A 19,135-nucleotide genomic window follows, 5' to 3' on the forward strand; every position below is an offset into this window, starting at 1 on the left:
TAGTCGCGCACAGTGGCAAGCAGACACCGGTTCAGGAGATCAGCACTGAACCGCTTGAGCAGGATGACGAAGGAGTCACAACGCCATGAGGACCACATCGAGAGTGACGAGGGGCCGCGCGGCAGCGCTGCTCGCGACCGCAGCCGCCACCGCGCTCGTCCTGACCGGCTGCTCGAGCGGCAGCAGCGGCGCCAGCGGCGGGGGCAGCGGCAAGGTCGACGGCTCGATCACGCTGCAGACCTGGGCGCTCACGCCGACCTACACGGACTACCTGCAGGGCGTCATCGACGGCTTCGAGAAGGAACACCCGGGTGCGAAGGTCAAGCTGCAGGACCAGCCGGGCGACGGCTACGCCGACAAGGTGCTCAGCCAGGCCTCGTCGAACTCGCTGCCGGACGTCATCAACCTGCCCCCGGACATCGCGCTGCCGCTCGCGAAGCGCGGGTTCCTGCAGGACGTCTCGAAGGACGACAGCAAGCTGAGCAGCACGTACGTCGCCGGCGCGTTGGACTCGTACGAGTACAAGGGTCTGGACGGCACCTACGGCTACCCGTGGTACCTCAACACCGACGTCGACTACTGGAACTCGTCGATGTTCGCGAAGTGCGGGCTCGACGCGGACAACCCGCCGAAGACGACCGACGACCTGTTCACCCAGGCGAAGACGATGCACGAGCGGTGCCCGGACGACTACCTGATGAGCCGGAAGCCCGGCCTCGGCGACTTCACGCTCGCCGGCGTCAAGGTGGTCAACGGGGACGGCACGAAGTTCACGTTCGCCGACTCGTCGAAGGCCGCCGACCTGATCGACCGCTACAAGACGGCGTACCAGGACGGCTACATGCCGTCGAACGTCCTCAACAGCGACTACCTCGGCAACTCGACGCTCTTCACGCAGGGCAAGGTCGCGTGGACCACCGGTGGTGCGACCGCGCTGGCCGACATGGAGAAGAGCAACCCGTCGCTCAAGGGCAACGTCACCGTCAGCCCCGCGCTCGACACCCCGCCGCTCTACGTGCAGGGCCTGTCGGTGTCGTCGAAGTCGAAGCACCTCGCCACCGCCGAGGCGTTCGCGCAGTACATGACGAACGCGGAGAACCAGGAGGCGTTCGCCCACCAGGTGAACATCTTCCCGTCGACCACCTCGTCGCAGTCCGACCCGTACTTCTCGAAGGACGACGGCACCGTGAACGGCAAGGCCCGCGTGCTCGCGAACGAGGCGCTCAAGGAGGCGAAGGTCCTCAACCCGGTCGAGGCGAACTCCGCGATGACGGACTTCCTCGACCAGCAGATCGCCCTCGCCATGAAGGGTCAGGTCTCGCCGGAGAAGGCCCTGCAGACCGCGCAGGACAAGATGAACAGCCTGCTGGCCAACGGCTGATGCGCGCCAACCGCTGGTTCACGCCCTGGCTGCTCGTCCTGCCGGCACTCGTCTGGCTCCTCGCGTTCAGCCTCTGGCCGTCGATCAACACCGTCCGGTTGTCGTTCACGAACGCCAGCCCGCTCGGGGGCGTGAGCCAGTGGGTGGGCGTCCGCAACTTCCAGACCCTGCTCGCCGACCCGCAGGTGTGGGAGGCACTGCTCAACAGCGTCATCTACATGGCGATCTGCCTGCCGCTGCTCACCGTCCTGCCGCTGCTCATCGCGGTGCTCGTGCAGCAGAAGCTCCCCGGCATCGCGTTCTTCCGCACGGCGTACTACACGCCCGTGATCGCCTCGGCCGTCGTGGTCGGGCTCATCTGGACGTGGATCCTCGACGACCGCGGCGTGGTGAACGAGATCGTGAAGGCGCTCGGTGGCGCGGGCATCCCGTTCCTGACCGACCGGTGGCTGCTGCTCGTCAGCGCGATCAGCCTGACGGTCTGGAAGGGCCTCGGCTACTACATGATCATCTTCCTCGCGGCGCTCGGGAACGTCGGCAAGGACCTGCACGAGGCCGCCGCCCTCGACGGCGCCGGAGCGGTCCGCCGCTTCTGGTCCGTGACGATGCCCGGTGTCCGCGGCACCATGACGCTCGTCGGCATCCTGGTGTGCGTCAGCGCGCTCCGGGTGTTCAGCGAGCTCTACATCCTCACCAACGGCACCGGCGGACCCGGTGGGCAGGACAACTCGCTCGTCATGCTCATCCAGCAGTACGCCCGCGGCTTCACCGGCAACCTCGGCTACGCGTCCGCGCTCAGCCTGCTGCTCTTCGTGGTGACGCTCGTGCCGATGCTCGCCCTCGCGCGCATGAACAGCAAGGCGGACAAGTGACGAACACGACCAGCACCACGGAACCCGTGATCGGGGGCGCCGCCGGCGCCGCCGCACCCGCACCGGACGTGACCGGCGGGACGGACGGACGCCGCGCCTCCAGGCCGACACCACGGAAGCGCCGCCAGGTCTGGGGCGTCATGTCCACGCGCGAGAAGGTCGTCCGCTACGTCCTGCTGATCGTGGTCCTCTTCATCACGATCGGCCCGTTCCTCTGGCAGCTCTCCACCTCGCTCAAGGGCGCGGGCGAGGACATCTACACCGCGAACCCGTCCTTCATCCCGAGCGAGCCCACGTTCGACAACTACCTCAAGGTGGCGGCGGCGATCCCGGTCTTCCGGTACATCGGCAACTCGCTGCTCGTGGCGGCGATCGACGTGTTCGGCAACATCGTGTTCGCCACCCTCGCCGGGTTCGCCCTCGCACGCCTGCAGTGGCGCTTCCGCAAGCTCGTGCTCGGCCTGTTCCTGGCGACCCTGGTGCTGCCGGGCGAGGCGACGATCATCAGCCAGTTCGTCACCGTGAAGGACCTCGGTCTCGCCGACAACCTGGTCGGCGTCGCACTGCCCGGCATGATCGCCGCGCTGAACGTGCTGCTGATGTTCAACGCGTTCCGACAGATCCCCGAGGAGATCGACCAGGCGGCGGTGATGGACGGGGCGAACGCGATGCAGCGCCTCCGGTACATCTCGCTGCCCGCCGTGCAGGGGACCATCGCCGTGATCGCGATCTTCTCGTTCATCGGCGCGTGGGACGACTTCCTCTGGCCGCTCATCGTGCTGCAGTCGCCCGAGAACCTGACCCTCACCGTCGGGCTGCAGTACCTGCAGGGCACGTTCGCCACCGACCAGCGCATGATCGCGGCGGGCACCATGATCGCGTTCATCCCCATCGCCGTGATCTTCGCCGTCCTGCAGCGCTTCTTCTTCAAGGGCGTCGAAGAGGGCGGGGTGAAGGGCTGATGCGCTTCGGCGTCAACCACACCCCGTCGGTCGGCTGGTTCCACTCGTGGCTCGACTTCTCGGCGTCGGACACCGCGCGCGACATGGAGCAGATCGCCTCGCTCGGCGCCGACCACGTGCGCATCTTCCCGCTGTGGCCCGTCGTGCAGCCGAACCGGACGCTCATCCGGCAGCGGGCGCTGGCGGACGTCGCCACCGTCGTCGACATCGCCGGGTCCTTCGGGCTCGACGTGAACGTCGACGCGCTGCAGGGGCACCTGTCGAGCTTCGACTTCCTGCCGTCGTGGCTCGAGAGCTGGCACCGCCGGAACCTGTTCACCGACCCGGACGTGGTCGCGTCGACCGCGGCGTACGTCGAGGCGCTCGCCGCGGCGGTCGGCGACCGGCCCAACCTGCTCGGCGTCTCGATCGGCAACGAGGTCAACCAGTTCGCCCATGCCCCGCACCCCGCACCGCACGCCACCACGGCGGAGCAGGCGCACACGTGGGCGGCGGCGATGATCGCGGCAGCGCGACGCGGGCTGTCGACGGCCACGTCGGCCGGCCGGGAGGCCCGTGGCACGTCCGCCCCGACGGTCGCCACCGCCTCCGGGTCGCGTCCGACCCCGCTGGTCACCGTCGCCCAGTACGACGCGGCTTGGTACGACGACACGCAGCCCTTCGGCCCGGAGCACGCGGCGGACCACGGCGACGCGACGGTCACGCACTCGTGGGTGTTCAACGGCTCGGCGGCACTGCACGGCGCACTCGGTGCCGGGTCGGTGCGGCACGGCGAGTACCTCCTCCAGCTCGCGGCGGCCTGGAACCGCGAGCCCGGGCGGCCGAACTGGCTGCAGGAGGTCGGCGCCCCGACGAACGTCGTCGACCCCGGCGACGCCGCGGCCTTCACCGAGCGGACGATCCGGCACGTCCTCGGTGCGCAGGACGTGCTCGGTGTCACCTGGTGGTGCTCGCACGACGTCTCCCGGTCGCTCGCCGACTTCCCGGAGCTCGAGTACGACCTCGGCCTGTTCACCAACGACGGCCGGCTGAAGCCCGCGGGCGAGGCCTTCGCCGCGCTCGCCCGTTCCGGTGCGACGTCGACGGCGGTCCCGCCGTCGACCGCGATCGTCCTCGACGACGTCCGGCCCGACGGGTCACCCCGCTCCGACACCCGAGCGGACTGCGCCCCGGGCGGTCGGTTCGCCGCCGCGTGGCTGGACTGCGCCGAGTCCGCGCCGGACGGCCGTGGTCCGCAGGTGCTGCTCCGCTCCCGCCTCGGCGACACCGCCCTGACCGCGGCCCGGGGCATCACGAGCATCGTGGACGTGCCGGACGACACGACCGGCGCACCGCTCGTGGTCGCGCACCCCGCCGCCTTGCCCTGACGACCCGACGCCCTGACGCCCCGACGACCATCCGCTGCTCCCGTTCCTCCCTGGAAGGACCCCATGCACGACGACATCCCCCTGACCACCGGACGCGCCCGACGGGTCCTCGACGAGCGGATCCTGCCCGCGGTGCACGCCGTCTCGACCCCGCTCGACACCGCCTGGCACGAACTGCCCGGGGAGCCGATCGCCCCCGCCTCCGGTCTGGAGCTCGCCTTCGAGCCGTACGAGGTCGGGACGTCGTGGGGAGCGGCCTGGGGCACGACCTGGTTCCGGCTGACCGGCACCGTGCCCGCCGAGTACGCCGGACAGCGGGTGGAGGCGGTGATCGACCTCGGCTTCGACAAGAACATGCCCGGGTTCCAGTGCGAGGGGCTCGTGTACCGGGCCGACGGCACGCCCGTGAAGTCGATCAACCCGCGGAACCAGTGGGTGCTCGTCACCGAGCGCGCCGAGGGCGGCGAGTCCGTCGAGCTGCTCGTCGAGGCGGCGTCCAACCCCGTCCTGCTCGACTACCACCCCTTCCTGCCGACGCAGGAGGGCGACGTGCAGACGTCGTCGTCGAAGCGCCTGTACACGAGCCGCCGGATGGACCTCGCCGTGTTCGCGTCCGAGGTGCACGAGTTGTCCCTCGACCTCGAGGTGCTCCTCGAACTCCAGGCGCAGCTGCCCGACGGTCCGCGGCGGATGCGGATCCTGCAGGCGCTCGACGACGCCCTCGACCGTCTCGACCTGCAGCGCATCGCGGCGACCGCCCCGGACGCCCGGGCGGCACTCGTCGACGTGCTCGCCGCGCCCGCCGAGGCCTCGGCGCACACGATCTCGGCGATCGGGCACGCGCACATCGACTCCGCGTGGCTCTGGCCCGTCCGCGAGACGATCCGCAAGGTCGCCCGCACCACCTCGACGATGACCGAGCTGATCGACCAGACCGACGACTTCCTCTACGGCATGTCGAGCGCGCAGCAGTACGCCTGGATCAAGGAGCACCGCCCCGAGGTCTACGCGAAGGTGCAGGACGCCGTGGCCGCCGGCCGGTTCCTGCCCCTCGGCGGCATGTGGGTCGAGTCCGACACCGTGATGCCGACGGGTGAGAGCATCGTCCGGCAGTTCTCGCAGGGACAGCGGTTCTTCGAGCGGGAGTTCGGCATCCGACCGAAGGGCGTCTGGCTGCCGGACAGCTTCGGGTACTCGCCGGCCCTGCCGCAGCTCATGCGCCGCGCTGGCTTCGAGTGGTTCTTCACGCAGAAGATCTCGTGGAACCAGGTCAACAAGTTCCCGCACCACACGTTCCTGTGGGAGGGCATCGACGGGTCCCGCGTGTTCTCGCACTTCCCGTCGATGGACACCTACAACTCGCGGCTCAGCGGGGAGGAGGTGGCGAAGGCCTCGCGGCAGTTCCGTGAGAACCGGCTCGCCACCGGGTCGATCGCACCGGTCGGCTGGGGCGACGGCGGTGGTGGCACGACCCGCGAGATGACCGGCACCGCCGCGCGGCTGGCCGACCTCGAGGGGAGCGCGAAGGTCCGGTGGGAGCACCCCGACGCGTTCTTCGACCGGGCGCGGTCCGAGCTCGAGCACCCACCCGTGTGGGTCGGTGAGCTCTACCTCGAACTCCACCGCGCGACGCTGACGAGCCAGCACCAGACGAAGCAGGGCAACCGTCGGTGCGAGCAGCTGCTCATCGAGGCCGAGCTCTGGGCGACGACCGCCGCGGCCCGCACCGGGTTCGTGTACCCGTACGACGAGCTCGACGCGCTCTGGCAGCAGGTCCTCCTGCAGCAGTTCCACGACATCCTGCCCGGCACCTCGATCGCCTGGGTGCACCGCGAGGCGGTGGCGGAGTACGCCGAGACGGCCGCAGCGCTGACCGCGATCATCGAGGACGCGCTGTCGGCACTCGCCGGTCCCGGGACGGCGACCGTCGTCGTCAACCCGGCCCCGTTCCTCCAGGCCGGTGCTCCCGCGCAGGGTGCGGTCCCCGCGACCGACGTGCCGGAGGCGACCGCGGTGTCCCTGGAGGAGCAGGACGGCGGCTTCGTGCTCACCAACGACCTGGTCCGGGTCGTCGTCACCGCCGAGGGGCTCGTGACGAGCGCCGTCGACCTGACCACCGGGCGCGACGTGATCGCCCCCGGCCGGGCCGCGAACCTGCTGCAGCTGCACCAGGACTTCCCGAACATGTGGGACGCGTGGGACGTCGACCGGTACTACCGGAACCGCGTCGAGGACCTGGTCGCCGTCGACTCGCTGGAGGCGTCGGTGGACGACGCCGGGGCCGCACGCGTCGTCGTGTCGCGCTCGTTCGGGGACTCCACGGTCACGCAGGAGATCGTGCTCGCGCCCGACTCCCGCACGCTCGAGTTCGACCAGACCACCGACTGGCACGAGACCGAGAAGTTCCTCAAGGTGGCGTTCCCGCTCGACGTCCGCGCCGAGCACACCATCGCCGAGACGCAGTTCGGCGCGCAGAAGCGGGTGACGCACACGAACACCTCGTGGGAGGCCGCGAAGTTCGAGACCTCGATGCACCGCTACGTGCTCGTCGAGGAGCCCGGCTTCGGCGTCGCCCTCGTGAACTCCTCGATCCACGGGTTCGACACCACGCGGGACGCCGAGGACGGACACGTCACCACGACCGTGCGGCTGTCGCTGCTGCGGGCCCCGCGGTTCCCCGACCCGGAGACCGACCAGGGGCTGCAGACGCACCGGTACGGGGTCGTCGTCGGGACCGACCAGCTCGGCGCGACCGCTGCCGGCGTCGTGATGAACGCGAGCGCGCGGACGGTGACCGGCGCACACGGCTTCGACCCGCTCGTGCAGGTGTCCGGTGACGTCGTGCTGTCGAGCGTGAAGCTCGCCGACGACCGGTCGGGCGACCTGGTCGTCCGCGTGTACGAGCCGAGCGGCCGACGGGGGACCGGCGGGATCGCCGTGGCCGAGCCCGGCGTCTTCGGTGACCCGGTCGAGGTGACGCTGCTCGAGGAGGTCGACGACTCCCTTCCGGGCGTCGCCGCGGTCACCGACGGTGTCGCGGCCTTCCCGGTCGACGCGTACGAGGTGCGGACCTTCCGCTACCCGCGCGCCTGAGACCCCGCCGCCGGGGGTTCGGGTCCCCCGACGGCGGTCCCCGGTCGACACCGGTCGACCGGTCCATCGCTCGACGAGGAGTGACATGAAGCAGTCCGTGAAGATCGGCATCGTGGCGGCGCTCGCCGCGATGCTCGCAGCACCGATGGTGCCGGCCGCAGCGTCGGCGGCACCGTCCCCGACCGGCCTCTCCCACGGGGTCGGCGCGCACCACGGCGTCGGGCACGGCGTCGGCCACGGGCGGCAGCCGCACGCCGTCCCCACGAAGGACGGCCCGACGAGCATCGCGTACGTCGAGGTCAACAACGACCAGCTCGCGAACGTCGGCCGCTACCAGCTCGCGAACGGCGCGAACGCGTTCGACGTCGCGATCATCTTCGCGGCGAACATCAACCGCGACGCGGACGGCGACGCCGTGCTGTACGCCAACGAGAACGTGCAGCGCACCCTCGACGACGCCGCCACGCAGATCCGCCCGCTGCAGGCGAAGGGCATCAAGGTGTCGCTGTCGGTCCTCGGCAACCACCAGGGCACCGGCATCGCGAACTTCCCGACGCAGCAGGCGGCCGCGGACTTCGCCGCGCAGGTCTCCGCGACCGTCGCGAAGTACGGCCTCGACGGGGTCGACCTCGACGACGAGTACTCCGACTACGGCTCGAACGGCACCCCGCAGCCGAACCAGCAGTCGATCGGCTGGCTCGTCAGCGCCCTGCGCGCGGACATGCCCGGCAAGCTCATCTCGTTCTACGACATCGGCCCGGCGTCGGACGCCCTGTCGTCGTCGAGCAGCACGATCGGCTCGCAGCTCGACTACGCCTGGAACCCCTACTACGGCACGTACTCGGCGCCGTCGATCCCGGGGCTCGGCAAGGACCGGCTCTCCGCGGCGGCGGTCGACGTCCAGAACACCCCGGAGTCGACGGCGGTGTCGCTCGCGGAGCGGTCGCAGGCCGACGGGTACGGCGTCTTCATGACGTACAACCTGCCGGACGGGGACGTCTCGCCGTACGTGTCGTCGCTGACGCAGGTGCTCTACGGGCAGGCCGCGACGTACCACTGACGTCCGTTCCGTACGGCGGCTCGCGCCCCGTGGCTCCTGGTTCCGGCCGGGAGGCGCGGGGCGCGTCCGTCCCGCCGTGTCGGTCGCGCGGAGGACACGGGTGTACCCCGTACGTGGGCTGTCGTATCCCTGCAACGCGGCGTGGGATGGATGGTGCGGGACGCCTCTGTGTGCTCCGCCGGAAGGAGCGGCATGACCGTCACGCTCTCGTCGTCCCTCCCGGCCTCCGTCGAGGCCGCGCCCGCCGACTCGGTCCTGCGCCCGCTCCCGCCACGCGCGGTGCGGTGGCTGCTCCGCGCCGCGTTCGCCGTGCCGTACGTCGTCCTCGCACTGATCGCCGCGCAGACCACGCCGACGACGCTCCTCGGGCTGACCGGCAACCAGGCGACGCTCGACCGCGCGACGACCGCGCTCGACGGCGGCGTCGTCCAGGCCATCGGTCAGCTCTACCCGCTGTTGTCGGGGGTGCTGCTCCGGTTCATGCCCTTCGGCGCCCAGGGTGCCGCGGTGCTCGGCGGGGTCGTCGCCGGTGTCCTGCTCCAGCTCCTCGCGCAGGACATGCGCCGTCGAGGTCTGCGGATGCGGGAGGTCGTCGCCTTCACGATCGCCCTCGGCGCGAACCCGCTGTACGCGTTCGTCGCGTTGAACGACCTGCAGGCGTTCCTCGGGATCGCGCTCTTCGCGCTGGCGGTCGTCGACATGGTCCGCTTCTTCGCGTGGGGCGACACCCAGGCGGGCTTCCGCGCCGGCCTCGCACTGATGCTCTCCACGTTGGTCGACCCGATGGGGTTCGTCTACCTCGCCATCGCCGCGCTCGCCGCGCCGGTGCTCGACCTGGCACGCCACGAGCAGCGCGGGATCCGACGCGCGAACGTCCTGGTCCTCGTGTTCCCCAGCGTCGCGGTGGCGCTCTCCACCGCGGTGCTCGACACCATGGTGCTCCACGACCCGTTCGCGGCGCTCCGCGGGACGATCGACGTGTCCGGGCAGCGACTCGCGGGGCTGCAGCACCTGTTCGCCACGGCCGACGGCCTGCTCCTCGTCGCGATGGTCGTCGCGGGCGCGACGCTCGCGCTCCTCGTCGGTCGTCCGGGAGCGGTCGCCCTCGTCGTCGCGCTGTTCGGGGGCATCATCGGCGGGTACGCGATCGGCCTGGTCCCCGTCGCCGCGGCCGGCAACGTCTTCGTCACGATGCTCAGCGTCGCGATCGCGATCCTGCCCCCCGTGCAGGGTCGGGTCACGAGCACCCTCGTCGTCGTGCTCGCCGTCCTGCAGGTGCCGCTCGCCTGGGCAGCCGCGTTCCAGCGCGAGGTCGTCGTCGAGTGGATGCACGCGCTCGTCGCGGTGGTGCTCGGATGACCGCGGTCGAGTCGCACACCGCCGATCCCGGTCCGCTCGTCCGGACCGCCCGACACCGGGGTACCGAGACCGACTGGCGGCCGCCGCACCGGTGCTCGGTCCAGCGTCACGTCGAGGAGGGCTGGGTCGCGTCGGCCCGCATCCGGGAGGGCGTGCTCGTCCTCACGAGCGGACGGTCCGACCCGGACGTCCTCCGGGTGGCGCTCACCGAGGAGTTCGGTGAGCCCGTCGTGCTGCGCAGCGCGTCCGAGGCCGACGTCCGGCAGCGCATCGCCTACGAACTCGAGGAGGAGGTCGCCGACCTCGCCGCGCACGGGCTCGCCCGCACGAACCCGGCGCTCTCCGCGAAGACCGTCCTGTCGCGCGGGCAGCAGGTCGGCGGGGCGGTCGCACTGCTCGTGTTCGCGGTGTGCCTCGTCGTCGCGCCGGGCAGTACCGTCGCCGTCGCGACCGCGGTGCTCTCGCTCGGGTTCTTCGCCGGCATCCTCTTCAAGTTCTGGGTGTCGATGGTCGGCGCGCGCTTCGACCTCGTCGAGCAGGTCTCCGCCGACGACGTCGCGGCCCTCGACGACGACGCCCTGCCGACCTACACCGTGCTCGTCCCGGTGTTCCGCGAGGCGAACATCGTGCACGACCTCGTCCGCAACCTCGAGGTGCTCGACTGGCCGAAGGACCGGCTCGAGGTCCTCGTGCTCGTCGAGGCCGAGGACCACGAGACGCGCGAGGCCGTGCTCGACGCCGAGCCGCCCGAGTGGATGCGCATCGTCATCGTGCCGCCGGGGTCGCCGCAGACCAAGCCCCGCGCCTGCAACGTCGGCCTGGCCATCGCACAGGGGGAGTACGTCGTCATCTACGACGCCGAGGACCGTCCCGACCCGGACCAGCTCAAGAAGGTCTTCCTGACCTTCGACCGGTCCGGTGAGGACACCGTGTGCGTGCAGGCGGCGCTGAGCTACTTCAACGCCGACGAGAACGCGCTCACCCGCATGTTCACGCTCGAGTACTCGTACTGGTTCGACTACATGCTCGCCGGGCTCGACGCCCGGGCACTGCCGATCCCGCTCGGCGGCACCTCGAACCACTTCCGCACCGACCTGCTCCGCGAGCTCGGCGGGTGGGACCCGTACAACGTGACCGAGGACGCCGACCTCGGCATCCGGGCGTCGGCCGTCGGCTACCGCGTCGCCGTCGTCAACTCCACGACGATGGAGGAGGCGAACACCTCGATCCCGAACTTCGTCCGACAGCGGTCACGCTGGATCAAGGGCTACATGCAGACCGCGCTCGTGCATGCCCGGCGCCCGCGGGCGCTCGTCGCCGAGATCGGCCTCCGTCGTGCCGCCGCCTTCGCCCTGCTCATCGCCGGCACCCCGCTGACGTTCCTCGGCATGCTCCCCGGCATCGTCGTCACGATCGCGACCCTGGTGCTGCCGGCGGACTGGACGGCGCCGATGTTCCCCGCCCCGGTCCTCTGGCTCTGCGTGCTCGACTTCCTGCTCGGCAACGCCACGATGATCTACCTGACGATGATGGGGCCGTACAAGCGCGGACGCTTCGACCTGATGGGCTGGGCGCTGCTCAACCCGCTCTACTGGGTCCTGCACTCGATCGCCGCGTACAAGGGGCTCTGGCAACTCGTCACCCGACCGCACTACTGGGAGAAGACGGAGCACGGGCTGACGAAGACGACCGCCTGAGCCGTACGATCCCCGCGTGGACATCGAGTTCGACGGCGACGTCATCGAGTGGCGGGGGCCCGCCCCGTTCGTCTTCGCGGTCGTCCCGCCCGACGTGGTCGACCTCGTGCACGAGCTGGCGTCCGAGCTGACCTACGGCTGGGGCGTCGTGCCCGCCGGGGTGACCATCGGCAGCGTGCGCTGGACCACCTCGTTGTTCCCGAAGGACGGCGGCTACCTCGTGCCCCTGCGCACCGCGGAGCGGCGGCGGGCGGGGGTCGAGGTCGGCGACACGGCCCACCTGATCCTGACGTTCAGCGCTCCCTGACGCCGGCCACCGGCATCAGCGGACCGCCCGCGCTGCGGCTGCAGCACCCCACGAGGCTCCCAGGATGATCAGTGCTGCGCAGACGAGCACTGCCGTCGTGTCGTTCTCGAGCCCGGGACCGGGACGAGTAGCGGACGACCGCGCGCAGCGCTGGAGGACACGGAGGGGATGACGGGAATCGAACCCGCGTGGCCAGTTTGGAAGACTGGGGCTCTACCATTGAGCTACATCCCCGCACTGCGGCACCAGGTCCGCAGCGCCACCATCGTAGCGGACGAACGACCACCCCCATGCCATCGAACGTGCTCCCGCAGCCCGACGGGTCGGACACACGCCGCATCAAGCGCTCCCGCGTCGTCTCCTTCGTGCTGCTGGCCCTCGCCGCCGTGGTGTTCTCCCTGCGTCCCGAGGCCTTCGGCGACCCCCAGGCGCAACCGCTGCACGCCCTGCTGCACGTCTGGCGGATCGTCCTCGGCGTCGTGCTCATGGTCGCCGCGCTCGGGGTCCAGGTCGTCGTCGGGGTGCGCTGGCGGCAGGGGCTCCGTCGGCGCGCGGAGGCCGACGCGCCCGACCCCGGCACGTCTCCCGGGAACCAGGCACCGGCGGACCGCTAGACTCGTCGCGGTCGTGCGTGCCCTCGGGCGTGCGCGACCACCCTGGCCCAGTCACGGGGCGTAGCTCAGCTTGGTAGAGCGCCCGCTTTGGGAGCGGGAGGTCGCAGGTTCAAATCCTGTCGCCCCGACCAGGTCCACTCGAACGTCAACCAACAGGAGTACATCCCTTGGCCACCAGCACCGTCGACAAGGTGAGCGACACCCGCGTCAAGCTCACCGTGAACGTGACGCCGGACGATCTCAAGCCGAGCATCGACCACGCCTACAAGCACATCGCCGAGCAGATCAACATCCCCGGCTTCCGCAAGGGCAAGGTCCCGCCGGCGATCGTCGACCAGCGCGTCGGCCGCGGCGAGGTCCTGAACCACGCCGTCGGTGACGCCATCGACACCTTCTACCGCCAGGCGGTGGAGGAGCAGGAGCTGCGCATCCTCGGTCGCGCCGAGGCCGACGTCGCCGAGCTCCCGAACGTGAAGGACTTCTCCGGCGACCTCGTCCTCACCTTCGAGGTGGACGTCCGTCCGGAGTTCGACCTGCCGAACTACGGCGAGTACGAGCTCACGGTCGACGCCGTCGACGTCTCCGACGACGAGATCGAGGAGGAGCTGCAGAACCTGCGCACCCGCTTCGGCACGCTCGTCACGGTCGACCGTCCGGCGAAGACCGGCGACTTCGCCCAGATCGACCTGACCGCCACCATCGGCGACGACGAGGTCGACTCGGCCACCGGCGTCTCCTACGAGATCGGCTCGGGCGACCTGCTCGAGGGCATCGACGAGGCGCTCGAGTCGCTGACCGCCGGTGAGTCGACCACGTTCGAGTCGACGCTGGTCGGTGGCGACCGCGAGGGCGAGACCGCGCAGATCGCCGTGACCGTCACCGCCGTCAAGGAGCGCGAGCTCCCCGAGGCCGACGACGAGTTCGCCCAGATCGCCAGCCAGTTCGACACCATCGACGAGCTCAAGGCGGACCTCAAGGAGCAGATCGCGAAGTCCAAGACCTTCGGGCAGGGCGCCGCGGCTCGCGACAAGCTCGTCGAGAAGCTCATCGAGGACGTCAACATCCCGATCTCGGAGCAGCTCATCGAGGACGAGGTGCACCGTCACCTCGAGCAGGAGAACCGTCTCGAGGACGAGGAGCACCGCAAGGAGGTCTCCGAGTCCAGCGAGAAGGCCTTCCGCTCGCAGATCCTCCTCGACGCCATCGCCGAGAAGGAGGAGATCCAGGTCTCCCAGGAGGAACTGACGCAGTACCTCATCCAGGCTGCGGCGCAGTACGGCATGGAGCCGGCCGAGTTCATCAAGGTCATCGACCAGAACGGCCAGATCCCCGGCATGGTCGGCGAGGTCGCCCGCTCGAAGGCGGTCGCGACCGTCCTCTCCAAGGTGACCGTCAAGGACACCAACGGCGACGCTGTCGACCTCTCCGCCTTCACCGCCGGTGTGGCGCAGGAGTCGGACGCCGACGAGTCGGTCGAGTCGGCTGACGAGACCACCGAGGCCGACGCGAAGTAACGCGACGCGCTGACGGACGGGAGGCACGGTGCCAGCTGGCACCGTGCCTCCCGTCCGTCGTCCCGGCACCATCCGACCGCCCAGAGCGAACAGGCGCGAAGTGGTGCGTTGCACCCGATAAGTTCGACATCAAGCGACAACTGAACGGGAGCTTTTCCATGGCCGAAGCGACACTGAACCCCAGTGTTTTTGACCGCCTTCTGAGAGACCGGATCGTGTGGCTCGGCTCTGAGGTCCGCGACGACAACTCGAACGAGATCGCAGCGAAGCTGCTGATGCTCGCCGCCGAGGACCCCGAGAAGGACATCTACCTCTACATCAACTCGCCCGGTGGTTCGATCACCGCGGGCATGGCGATCTACGACACGATGCAGTTCGTGCCGAACGACATCGTCACCGTGGGCATCGGCCTCGCGGCCTCGATGGGGCAGTTCCTGCTCTCGTCGGGCACCCCGGGCAAGCGCTACATCACCCCGAACGCGCGCGTGCTCCTGCACCAGCCGTCCGGCGGCTTCGGCGGCACCGCTGCCGACATCCAGACGCAGGCCAAGGTCATCCTCGACATGAAGCAGCGGATGGCGGAGCTCACGGCCGAGCAGACCGGCAAGTCGATCGAGCAGGTCCTCAAGGACAACGACCGCGACAACTGGTTCACGGCGCAGGAGGCCCTCGAGTACGGCTTCGTCGACCACCTCCGTGCCTCGTCGATCGAGGTCATCGGCGGCGGCGGAACCGTGGGCGACGGCGAGACGCCGACGTCGGCGGCCGAGCCCGAGTCCAACTGACCACCACCGAAGAGAAGGAAACGAGAATGCACCTCCCCATGCTCGGTGGCGCGCAGAACGTCCCGGCTCCGTCCGATCGCTACATCCTCCCCAGCTTCGAGGAGCGCACGGCCTACGGCTTCAAGCGGCAGGACCCGTACGCGAAGCTCTTCGAGGACCGCATCGTGTTCCTCGGCGTGCAGGTGGACGACGCGTCCGCCGACGACGTCATGGCCCAGCTGCTCGTGCTCGAGTCGATGGACCCGGACCGCGACATCGTCATGTACATCAACTCGCCCGGTGGCTCGTTCACCGCGATGACGGCGATCTACGACACGATGCAGTACATCCGCCCGCAGATCCAGACGGTCTGCCTCGGCCAGGCTGCCTCGGCCGCGTCGGTGCTCCTCGCTGCCGGTACCCCCGGCAAGCGTCTCGCGCTGCCGAACGCCCGCGTGCTCATCCACCAGCCCGCCGTGCAGCAGGGTGGCGGCCAGGCGTCCGACATCGAGATCCAGGCGGCGGAGATCCTCCGCATGCGCACCTGGCTCGAGGAGACGCTGTCGAAGCACTCCAACAAGACGCCGGAGCAGGTCAACAACGACATCGAGCGCGACAAGATCATGTCCGCCGAAGAAGCTCTGGAGTACGGCCTGATCGACCAGGTCCTGACGAGCCGCAAGAACCTGCCGGCGCTCGTCAAGTAGCACCGCACCGCACGATCGAAGGCCCCGGACCCGCTGGTCCGGGGCCTTCGTCGTTGCCGATGCACGATACAGTATTCCGTATGCTGATGTTCTCCTCCTGGTCCCGCCACCGGCGCGTCGTGCGGATCGCGGCTGCCGGGCTGCTCGTCACCCTGCTGGGTTCCACCGGCGTCCTCGCCGCTGGCGACGGTGCTGCAGCGGTCGGGTCGTCCGAGCAGCGATCGACGGACGTCGTGGACGTCACCGTGGACCCCGCCCGGGTCGGACCCGGGGCCGTGTCGGACTGGATCCGCCTGGTGCCGTCGTCGCTCGTGCTCGGCGAGCTCCGCGTGACGGCACCGCCCGGGACGACGATCGTCTGGGCGGACGCTGACGTCCGGCCCCTGGAGGGCTCGATCGCGTCGGACGGGAGCTCGGCGACCTGGGTGGGCAGGAACTCGTGGTCGGAGGGGTGGCGCGTGCCGAAGGTCCGGCTCCGTGTCAGCCCGGAGACCCCGCCCGGTCGGACCTCCGGGTCGGTCCGCGTCGTGGACCCCGAGGGCGGTGCCGTGGTGGCGACCGGAACCCTGCCGGTGGACGTGACCGCGCCGGACGTGGCCATCCCGGTCGAGCGCACGCCGCTGGGTGTGGGCACCGAGTCCGGGTGGATCGCCGTCGTCCCGGAGCGGACGGTCGCTGGTGTGCTCACCGTGACGGCGCCGCCCGGGACGAGCATCACCGCCGCCGATGCGGACGTCCGTCCGCTCGCGGGGCGGATCGCCGAGGACGGGTCCTCTGCGACGTGGCCCGGCAACAACACCTGGTCGTCCGGGTGGCGAGCGGCGAAGATCCGACTCCGCGCCGACGACGACGCGCCGTCGGAGGCCGTCACGGGGACCGCGCGGATCACGGAGCACGGCGGCAGTCGCGTCCTCGCGGAAGGAACGGTCCCGGTCGACCTCACCGGCTCCATCGGCGTCGTGGTGCCGCCGCTCGCGTCCGGAACCGAGTCCGAGCGTGTGCCGGTGCACGTCGGTGCGGACGTCCAGGGTGACCTCCGGGTGGAGGTGCCGGTGGGTTCCGAGGTCACCGGTGCCGGCTTCGACGGGTCGGACACCGGTGCCGATGTCGCACCGGACGGCCGGTCCGTGGTCTGGCGCGGCGAGGGCGTGTCGTGGTCCGACCCCTCGCGACACCCGTGGTTCACGGTGCGGACGGTTGCGCGCCAGGACGGCGAGCGCCGTGAGGGCGACGTCCGCGTGCTGGGGGACAGCGGGGCCGTGCTCGCACACGGCCGCTTCACCGTCGTCGACAGCGGTCCGCGACCGGCGTCGATCCAGCCCTCCGAGGACCTCGAGTCCACCGCGGTCCGCGTCCACGGGCTCGGCAGTGCCGCGGCTGAGCAGGCGCGCGAGGAACGACGGATGCGGCACAGCGACCTCCAGCCGACCGGTCGCTTCGTGCGCGCCGGCGAGCGAGTCACCGTCGACGTCCCCGCCGGGGCGCCCACGACCGGCATCCGGGCGGGGCTCTACGGCGGGTACGAGGGTGTCGCGGCAACCTCGCTCTCGTCACTCGTGCCCACGCCGAGCGGGACGTCGACGTCGTGGACCGCCGACCGGGACGGCATGCTCTTCCTGGTGAGCACCGCCCCGACGGGCAGCGCGGTGCTCCGGGTCCACGGCGGGCGCGTGGTTCCCACCTTCGTCCTCGGCCAGACCTCGGACGCCGAGTTCCGTGAGCAGCTCCGGACGTTGCCGGACGCCCCGGTGGTCGAACTCGTGGGCGGGCGGGTCTTCGGCGACTTCCAGCGTCGCAGCGCGAGCGCGTTCCCGGCGGACATGACGGCACGGCTCCAGACGTGGGACGACGTCGTGTCCCTCACCAACCGCACGTACAACCTGCACGACGACCTGGTCGGGACCGCTCGGAAGGCACCGCACCGCATCTACATCGCCTCTCCGGACACGGGAGTCGGGTACGCGAGCGCGACGCAGGAGCACGTCACGTTCCAGGTCGACACCGATGCCGCAGCAGACCTCTTCCGACTGCCGGCGTCCGACCTCTGGGGGTTCTGGCACGAGGTGGGCCACACGTACCAGATGCCGGCGTCCACGTGGGACGGGCAGGGTGAGGTCTCGGTCAACATCTCCGCGCTCGCGGTGCAGCACGCGCTCGGGGCCGGGAACCGTCTCGACACCAAGCGTGACCTCGTCGAGGCGTTCTTCGCGCAGCCGGTGGGGGAGCGGACGTACGCCGGCGAGGACCTGTTCGTGCGGCTGCTCATGTACGACCAGCTGCGGCGGGCCTTCGGCGACCACTTCTACCCCCGGTTGAACCAGGAACTCCGCGTTGCGAACGCACTCGGGGAGCGCGACCTCGGCACGAGCCAGGCGACGGTCGACTCCTTCGCCACGGTGGCCGGGCGGCTCGCCGATCGCGATCTCCGACCGTTCTTCGAGCAGTGGGGCATCCCGATCGGCGAGCAGGCCGCGGCCGACCTTGCGCAGCGTCCCGCACTCCAGCGGGCGATCTGGGAGAACGTGGACACGTCGACGGACCGTCCGGAGCACGTCCTGCCGGAGGTGGGTACCCCGGTCGGCGCGATCGTCGGTGCCCCCGAGGTCGTCGTCGGGCAGCGGCACTTCCCGGACGTCCCGGTCGAGGGCATCGGCAGCAGCGACGGCGCCCCCGTGTCCGTCGGTGCCACGACGGTGTCGGCGGTCGACCAGGGGTACGGGAGCATCACCGTGGAGCTGGTGGACCCCCGCGGACCTCGGGAGGTGATCGACGGGACGATCCGTGCCCGGGCCGGGAACCTGGTCGACCTCCTCGGGCAGAAGGACCGCCCGGTCGCGCGGCTCGCCATCCTGCCCGAGGACCACGAGCTCCGGCTCGTGCCCCGCACGACCTACCAGGCCCACTCCTCGTGGGCCGGGCGCGAGTACATCGGCATCGAACTGCGGTCGGCCGACGACGAACGGTCGCTCGGCGACTGGTCGATCAAGGGTGACGAGACCGCGTACCCGCTCGCCGACCGGTTCGACGCGCACTGGCAGGAGGGGCAGATCCTGGTCATCCGGCACCAGCAGCACGACGGGGTGTTCCCCTGGCGGGACAGCGAGCGGATGCCCGCTTCGACCGACCTCGTCCAGCGGTTCCGGATCGTCGACGGCGGGCTCGTGCGCGATGACGGCGTCTTCACCGCCGTGAGCATCGCGTCGCCCGAGGACGGTGCCGACACCGATCTCCGCCCGGTCCTGACGGGGCACGGGGAGCCGGGGAGCGCGGTCGTCGTCCGCCGGAAGGACACCGACGACGTGCTCGGTGAAGGGCACGTCGACCACCGGGGGGAGTGGACGATCGAGCTCGACTCGGACCTCGAGGAACGACGACAGACCCTCGTGGTGACGCAGTACGGGCCGGGTGACGACCCCGGGACCGCGTGACGGCCCGCCG

14 protein-coding genes and 2 tRNA genes are annotated in these 19,135 nt (G+C 70.4%); 15 read left to right on the forward strand and 1 reads right to left on the reverse strand.

The features are described from left to right. Nucleotides 1–85: 85 nt before the first annotated feature. The 9 genes from H7A69_RS03300 to H7A69_RS03340 all read left to right on the forward strand — a co-directional run bounded on the left by H7A69_RS03300 (nucleotide 86) and on the right by H7A69_RS03340 (nucleotide 12,098). The gene (locus H7A69_RS03300) at nucleotides 86–1,381 is read left to right on the forward strand and encodes an ABC transporter substrate-binding protein (protein WP_182045762.1); all 1,296 of its coding nucleotides are present in this window, start codon (nucleotides 86–88) and stop codon (nucleotides 1,379–1,381) included. Then, nucleotides 1,381–2,253: a carbohydrate ABC transporter permease gene (locus H7A69_RS03305; RefSeq protein WP_182045764.1), complete on the forward strand. Its 873-nt coding sequence runs from the start codon at nucleotides 1,381–1,383 to the stop codon at nucleotides 2,251–2,253. The genes H7A69_RS03300 and H7A69_RS03305 overlap by 1 nt, the downstream gene beginning before the upstream one ends. After that, complete coding sequence (locus H7A69_RS03310) at nucleotides 2,250–3,215, forward strand: carbohydrate ABC transporter permease (protein WP_220456183.1); 966 nt, start codon at nucleotides 2,250–2,252, stop codon at nucleotides 3,213–3,215. The genes H7A69_RS03305 and H7A69_RS03310 overlap by 4 nt, the downstream gene beginning before the upstream one ends. Next, nucleotides 3,215–4,582 carry a glycoside hydrolase 5 family protein gene (locus tag H7A69_RS03315; RefSeq protein WP_182045766.1) on the forward strand — a complete coding sequence of 456 codons (1,368 nt, stop codon included), beginning with the start codon at nucleotides 3,215–3,217 and terminating at the stop codon, nucleotides 4,580–4,582. Before H7A69_RS03310 ends, H7A69_RS03315 begins: the two co-directional genes overlap by 1 nt. A gap of 63 nt (nucleotides 4,583–4,645) precedes the next feature. Further along, the gene (locus tag H7A69_RS03320; RefSeq protein WP_182045768.1) at nucleotides 4,646–7,675 is read left to right on the forward strand and encodes an alpha-mannosidase; all 3,030 of its coding nucleotides are present in this window, start codon (nucleotides 4,646–4,648) and stop codon (nucleotides 7,673–7,675) included. 85 nt (nucleotides 7,676–7,760) lie between these two features. Next, complete coding sequence (locus tag H7A69_RS03325; RefSeq protein ID WP_182045770.1) at nucleotides 7,761–8,735, forward strand: endo-beta-N-acetylglucosaminidase H; 975 nt, start codon at nucleotides 7,761–7,763, stop codon at nucleotides 8,733–8,735. Nucleotides 8,736–8,927: 192 nt separating this feature from the next. Continuing rightward, nucleotides 8,928–10,094 carry a hypothetical protein gene (locus tag H7A69_RS03330; protein ID WP_182045772.1) on the forward strand — a complete coding sequence of 389 codons (1,167 nt, stop codon included), beginning with the start codon at nucleotides 8,928–8,930 and terminating at the stop codon, nucleotides 10,092–10,094. Continuing rightward, entirely contained in the window at nucleotides 10,091–11,791 is a 1,701-nt protein-coding gene (locus H7A69_RS03335; RefSeq protein WP_182045773.1) for a glycosyltransferase, read from the forward strand. The genes H7A69_RS03330 and H7A69_RS03335 overlap by 4 nt, the downstream gene beginning before the upstream one ends. A 16-nt stretch (nucleotides 11,792–11,807) precedes the next feature. Continuing rightward, nucleotides 11,808–12,098: a DUF1905 domain-containing protein gene (locus H7A69_RS03340; protein ID WP_182045775.1), complete on the forward strand. Its 291-nt coding sequence runs from the start codon at nucleotides 11,808–11,810 to the stop codon at nucleotides 12,096–12,098. Between the two features lie 163 nt (nucleotides 12,099–12,261). Here the strand turns inward: H7A69_RS03340 and H7A69_RS03345 are convergent. Further along, nucleotides 12,262–12,332: transfer RNA gene (locus H7A69_RS03345), tRNA-Gly, on the reverse strand. A 56-nt stretch (nucleotides 12,333–12,388) separates the two neighbouring features. On the opposite strand from H7A69_RS03345, the gene H7A69_RS03350 reads away from it, so the two are divergent. From H7A69_RS03350 to H7A69_RS03375, 6 genes are all read left to right on the forward strand, one after another. Further along, nucleotides 12,389–12,712 carry a hypothetical protein gene (locus tag H7A69_RS03350; RefSeq protein WP_182045777.1) on the forward strand — a complete coding sequence of 108 codons (324 nt, stop codon included), beginning with the start codon at nucleotides 12,389–12,391 and terminating at the stop codon, nucleotides 12,710–12,712. Nucleotides 12,713–12,766: 54 nt separating this feature from the next. After that, nucleotides 12,767–12,843, forward strand: a tRNA-Pro gene (locus H7A69_RS03355). 36 nt (nucleotides 12,844–12,879) lie between these two features. Continuing rightward, nucleotides 12,880–14,226 (forward strand): trigger factor, encoded by a 1,347-nt coding sequence (gene tig, locus H7A69_RS03360; protein ID WP_182045779.1) that lies wholly within the window; start codon nucleotides 12,880–12,882, stop codon nucleotides 14,224–14,226. A gap of 158 nt (nucleotides 14,227–14,384) precedes the next feature. Beyond that, nucleotides 14,385–15,011: an ATP-dependent Clp protease proteolytic subunit gene (locus tag H7A69_RS03365; RefSeq protein ID WP_069711514.1), complete on the forward strand. Its 627-nt coding sequence runs from the start codon at nucleotides 14,385–14,387 to the stop codon at nucleotides 15,009–15,011. 26 nt (nucleotides 15,012–15,037) lie between these two features. After that, entirely contained in the window at nucleotides 15,038–15,697 is a 660-nt protein-coding gene (locus H7A69_RS03370) for an ATP-dependent Clp protease proteolytic subunit (RefSeq protein ID WP_069711513.1), read from the forward strand. A gap of 80 nt (nucleotides 15,698–15,777) precedes the next feature. Then, nucleotides 15,778–19,125, forward strand: a complete 3,348-nt coding sequence (locus H7A69_RS03375) for a M60 family metallopeptidase (protein WP_182045780.1) — start codon at nucleotides 15,778–15,780, stop codon at nucleotides 19,123–19,125. Nucleotides 19,126–19,135: the final 10 nt, after the last annotated feature.

The sequence above is a fragment of the Curtobacterium sp. ME26 genome, assembly GCF_903970945.1.
Classification (GTDB): Bacteria; Actinomycetota; Actinomycetes; order Actinomycetales; family Microbacteriaceae; genus Curtobacterium; species Curtobacterium citri.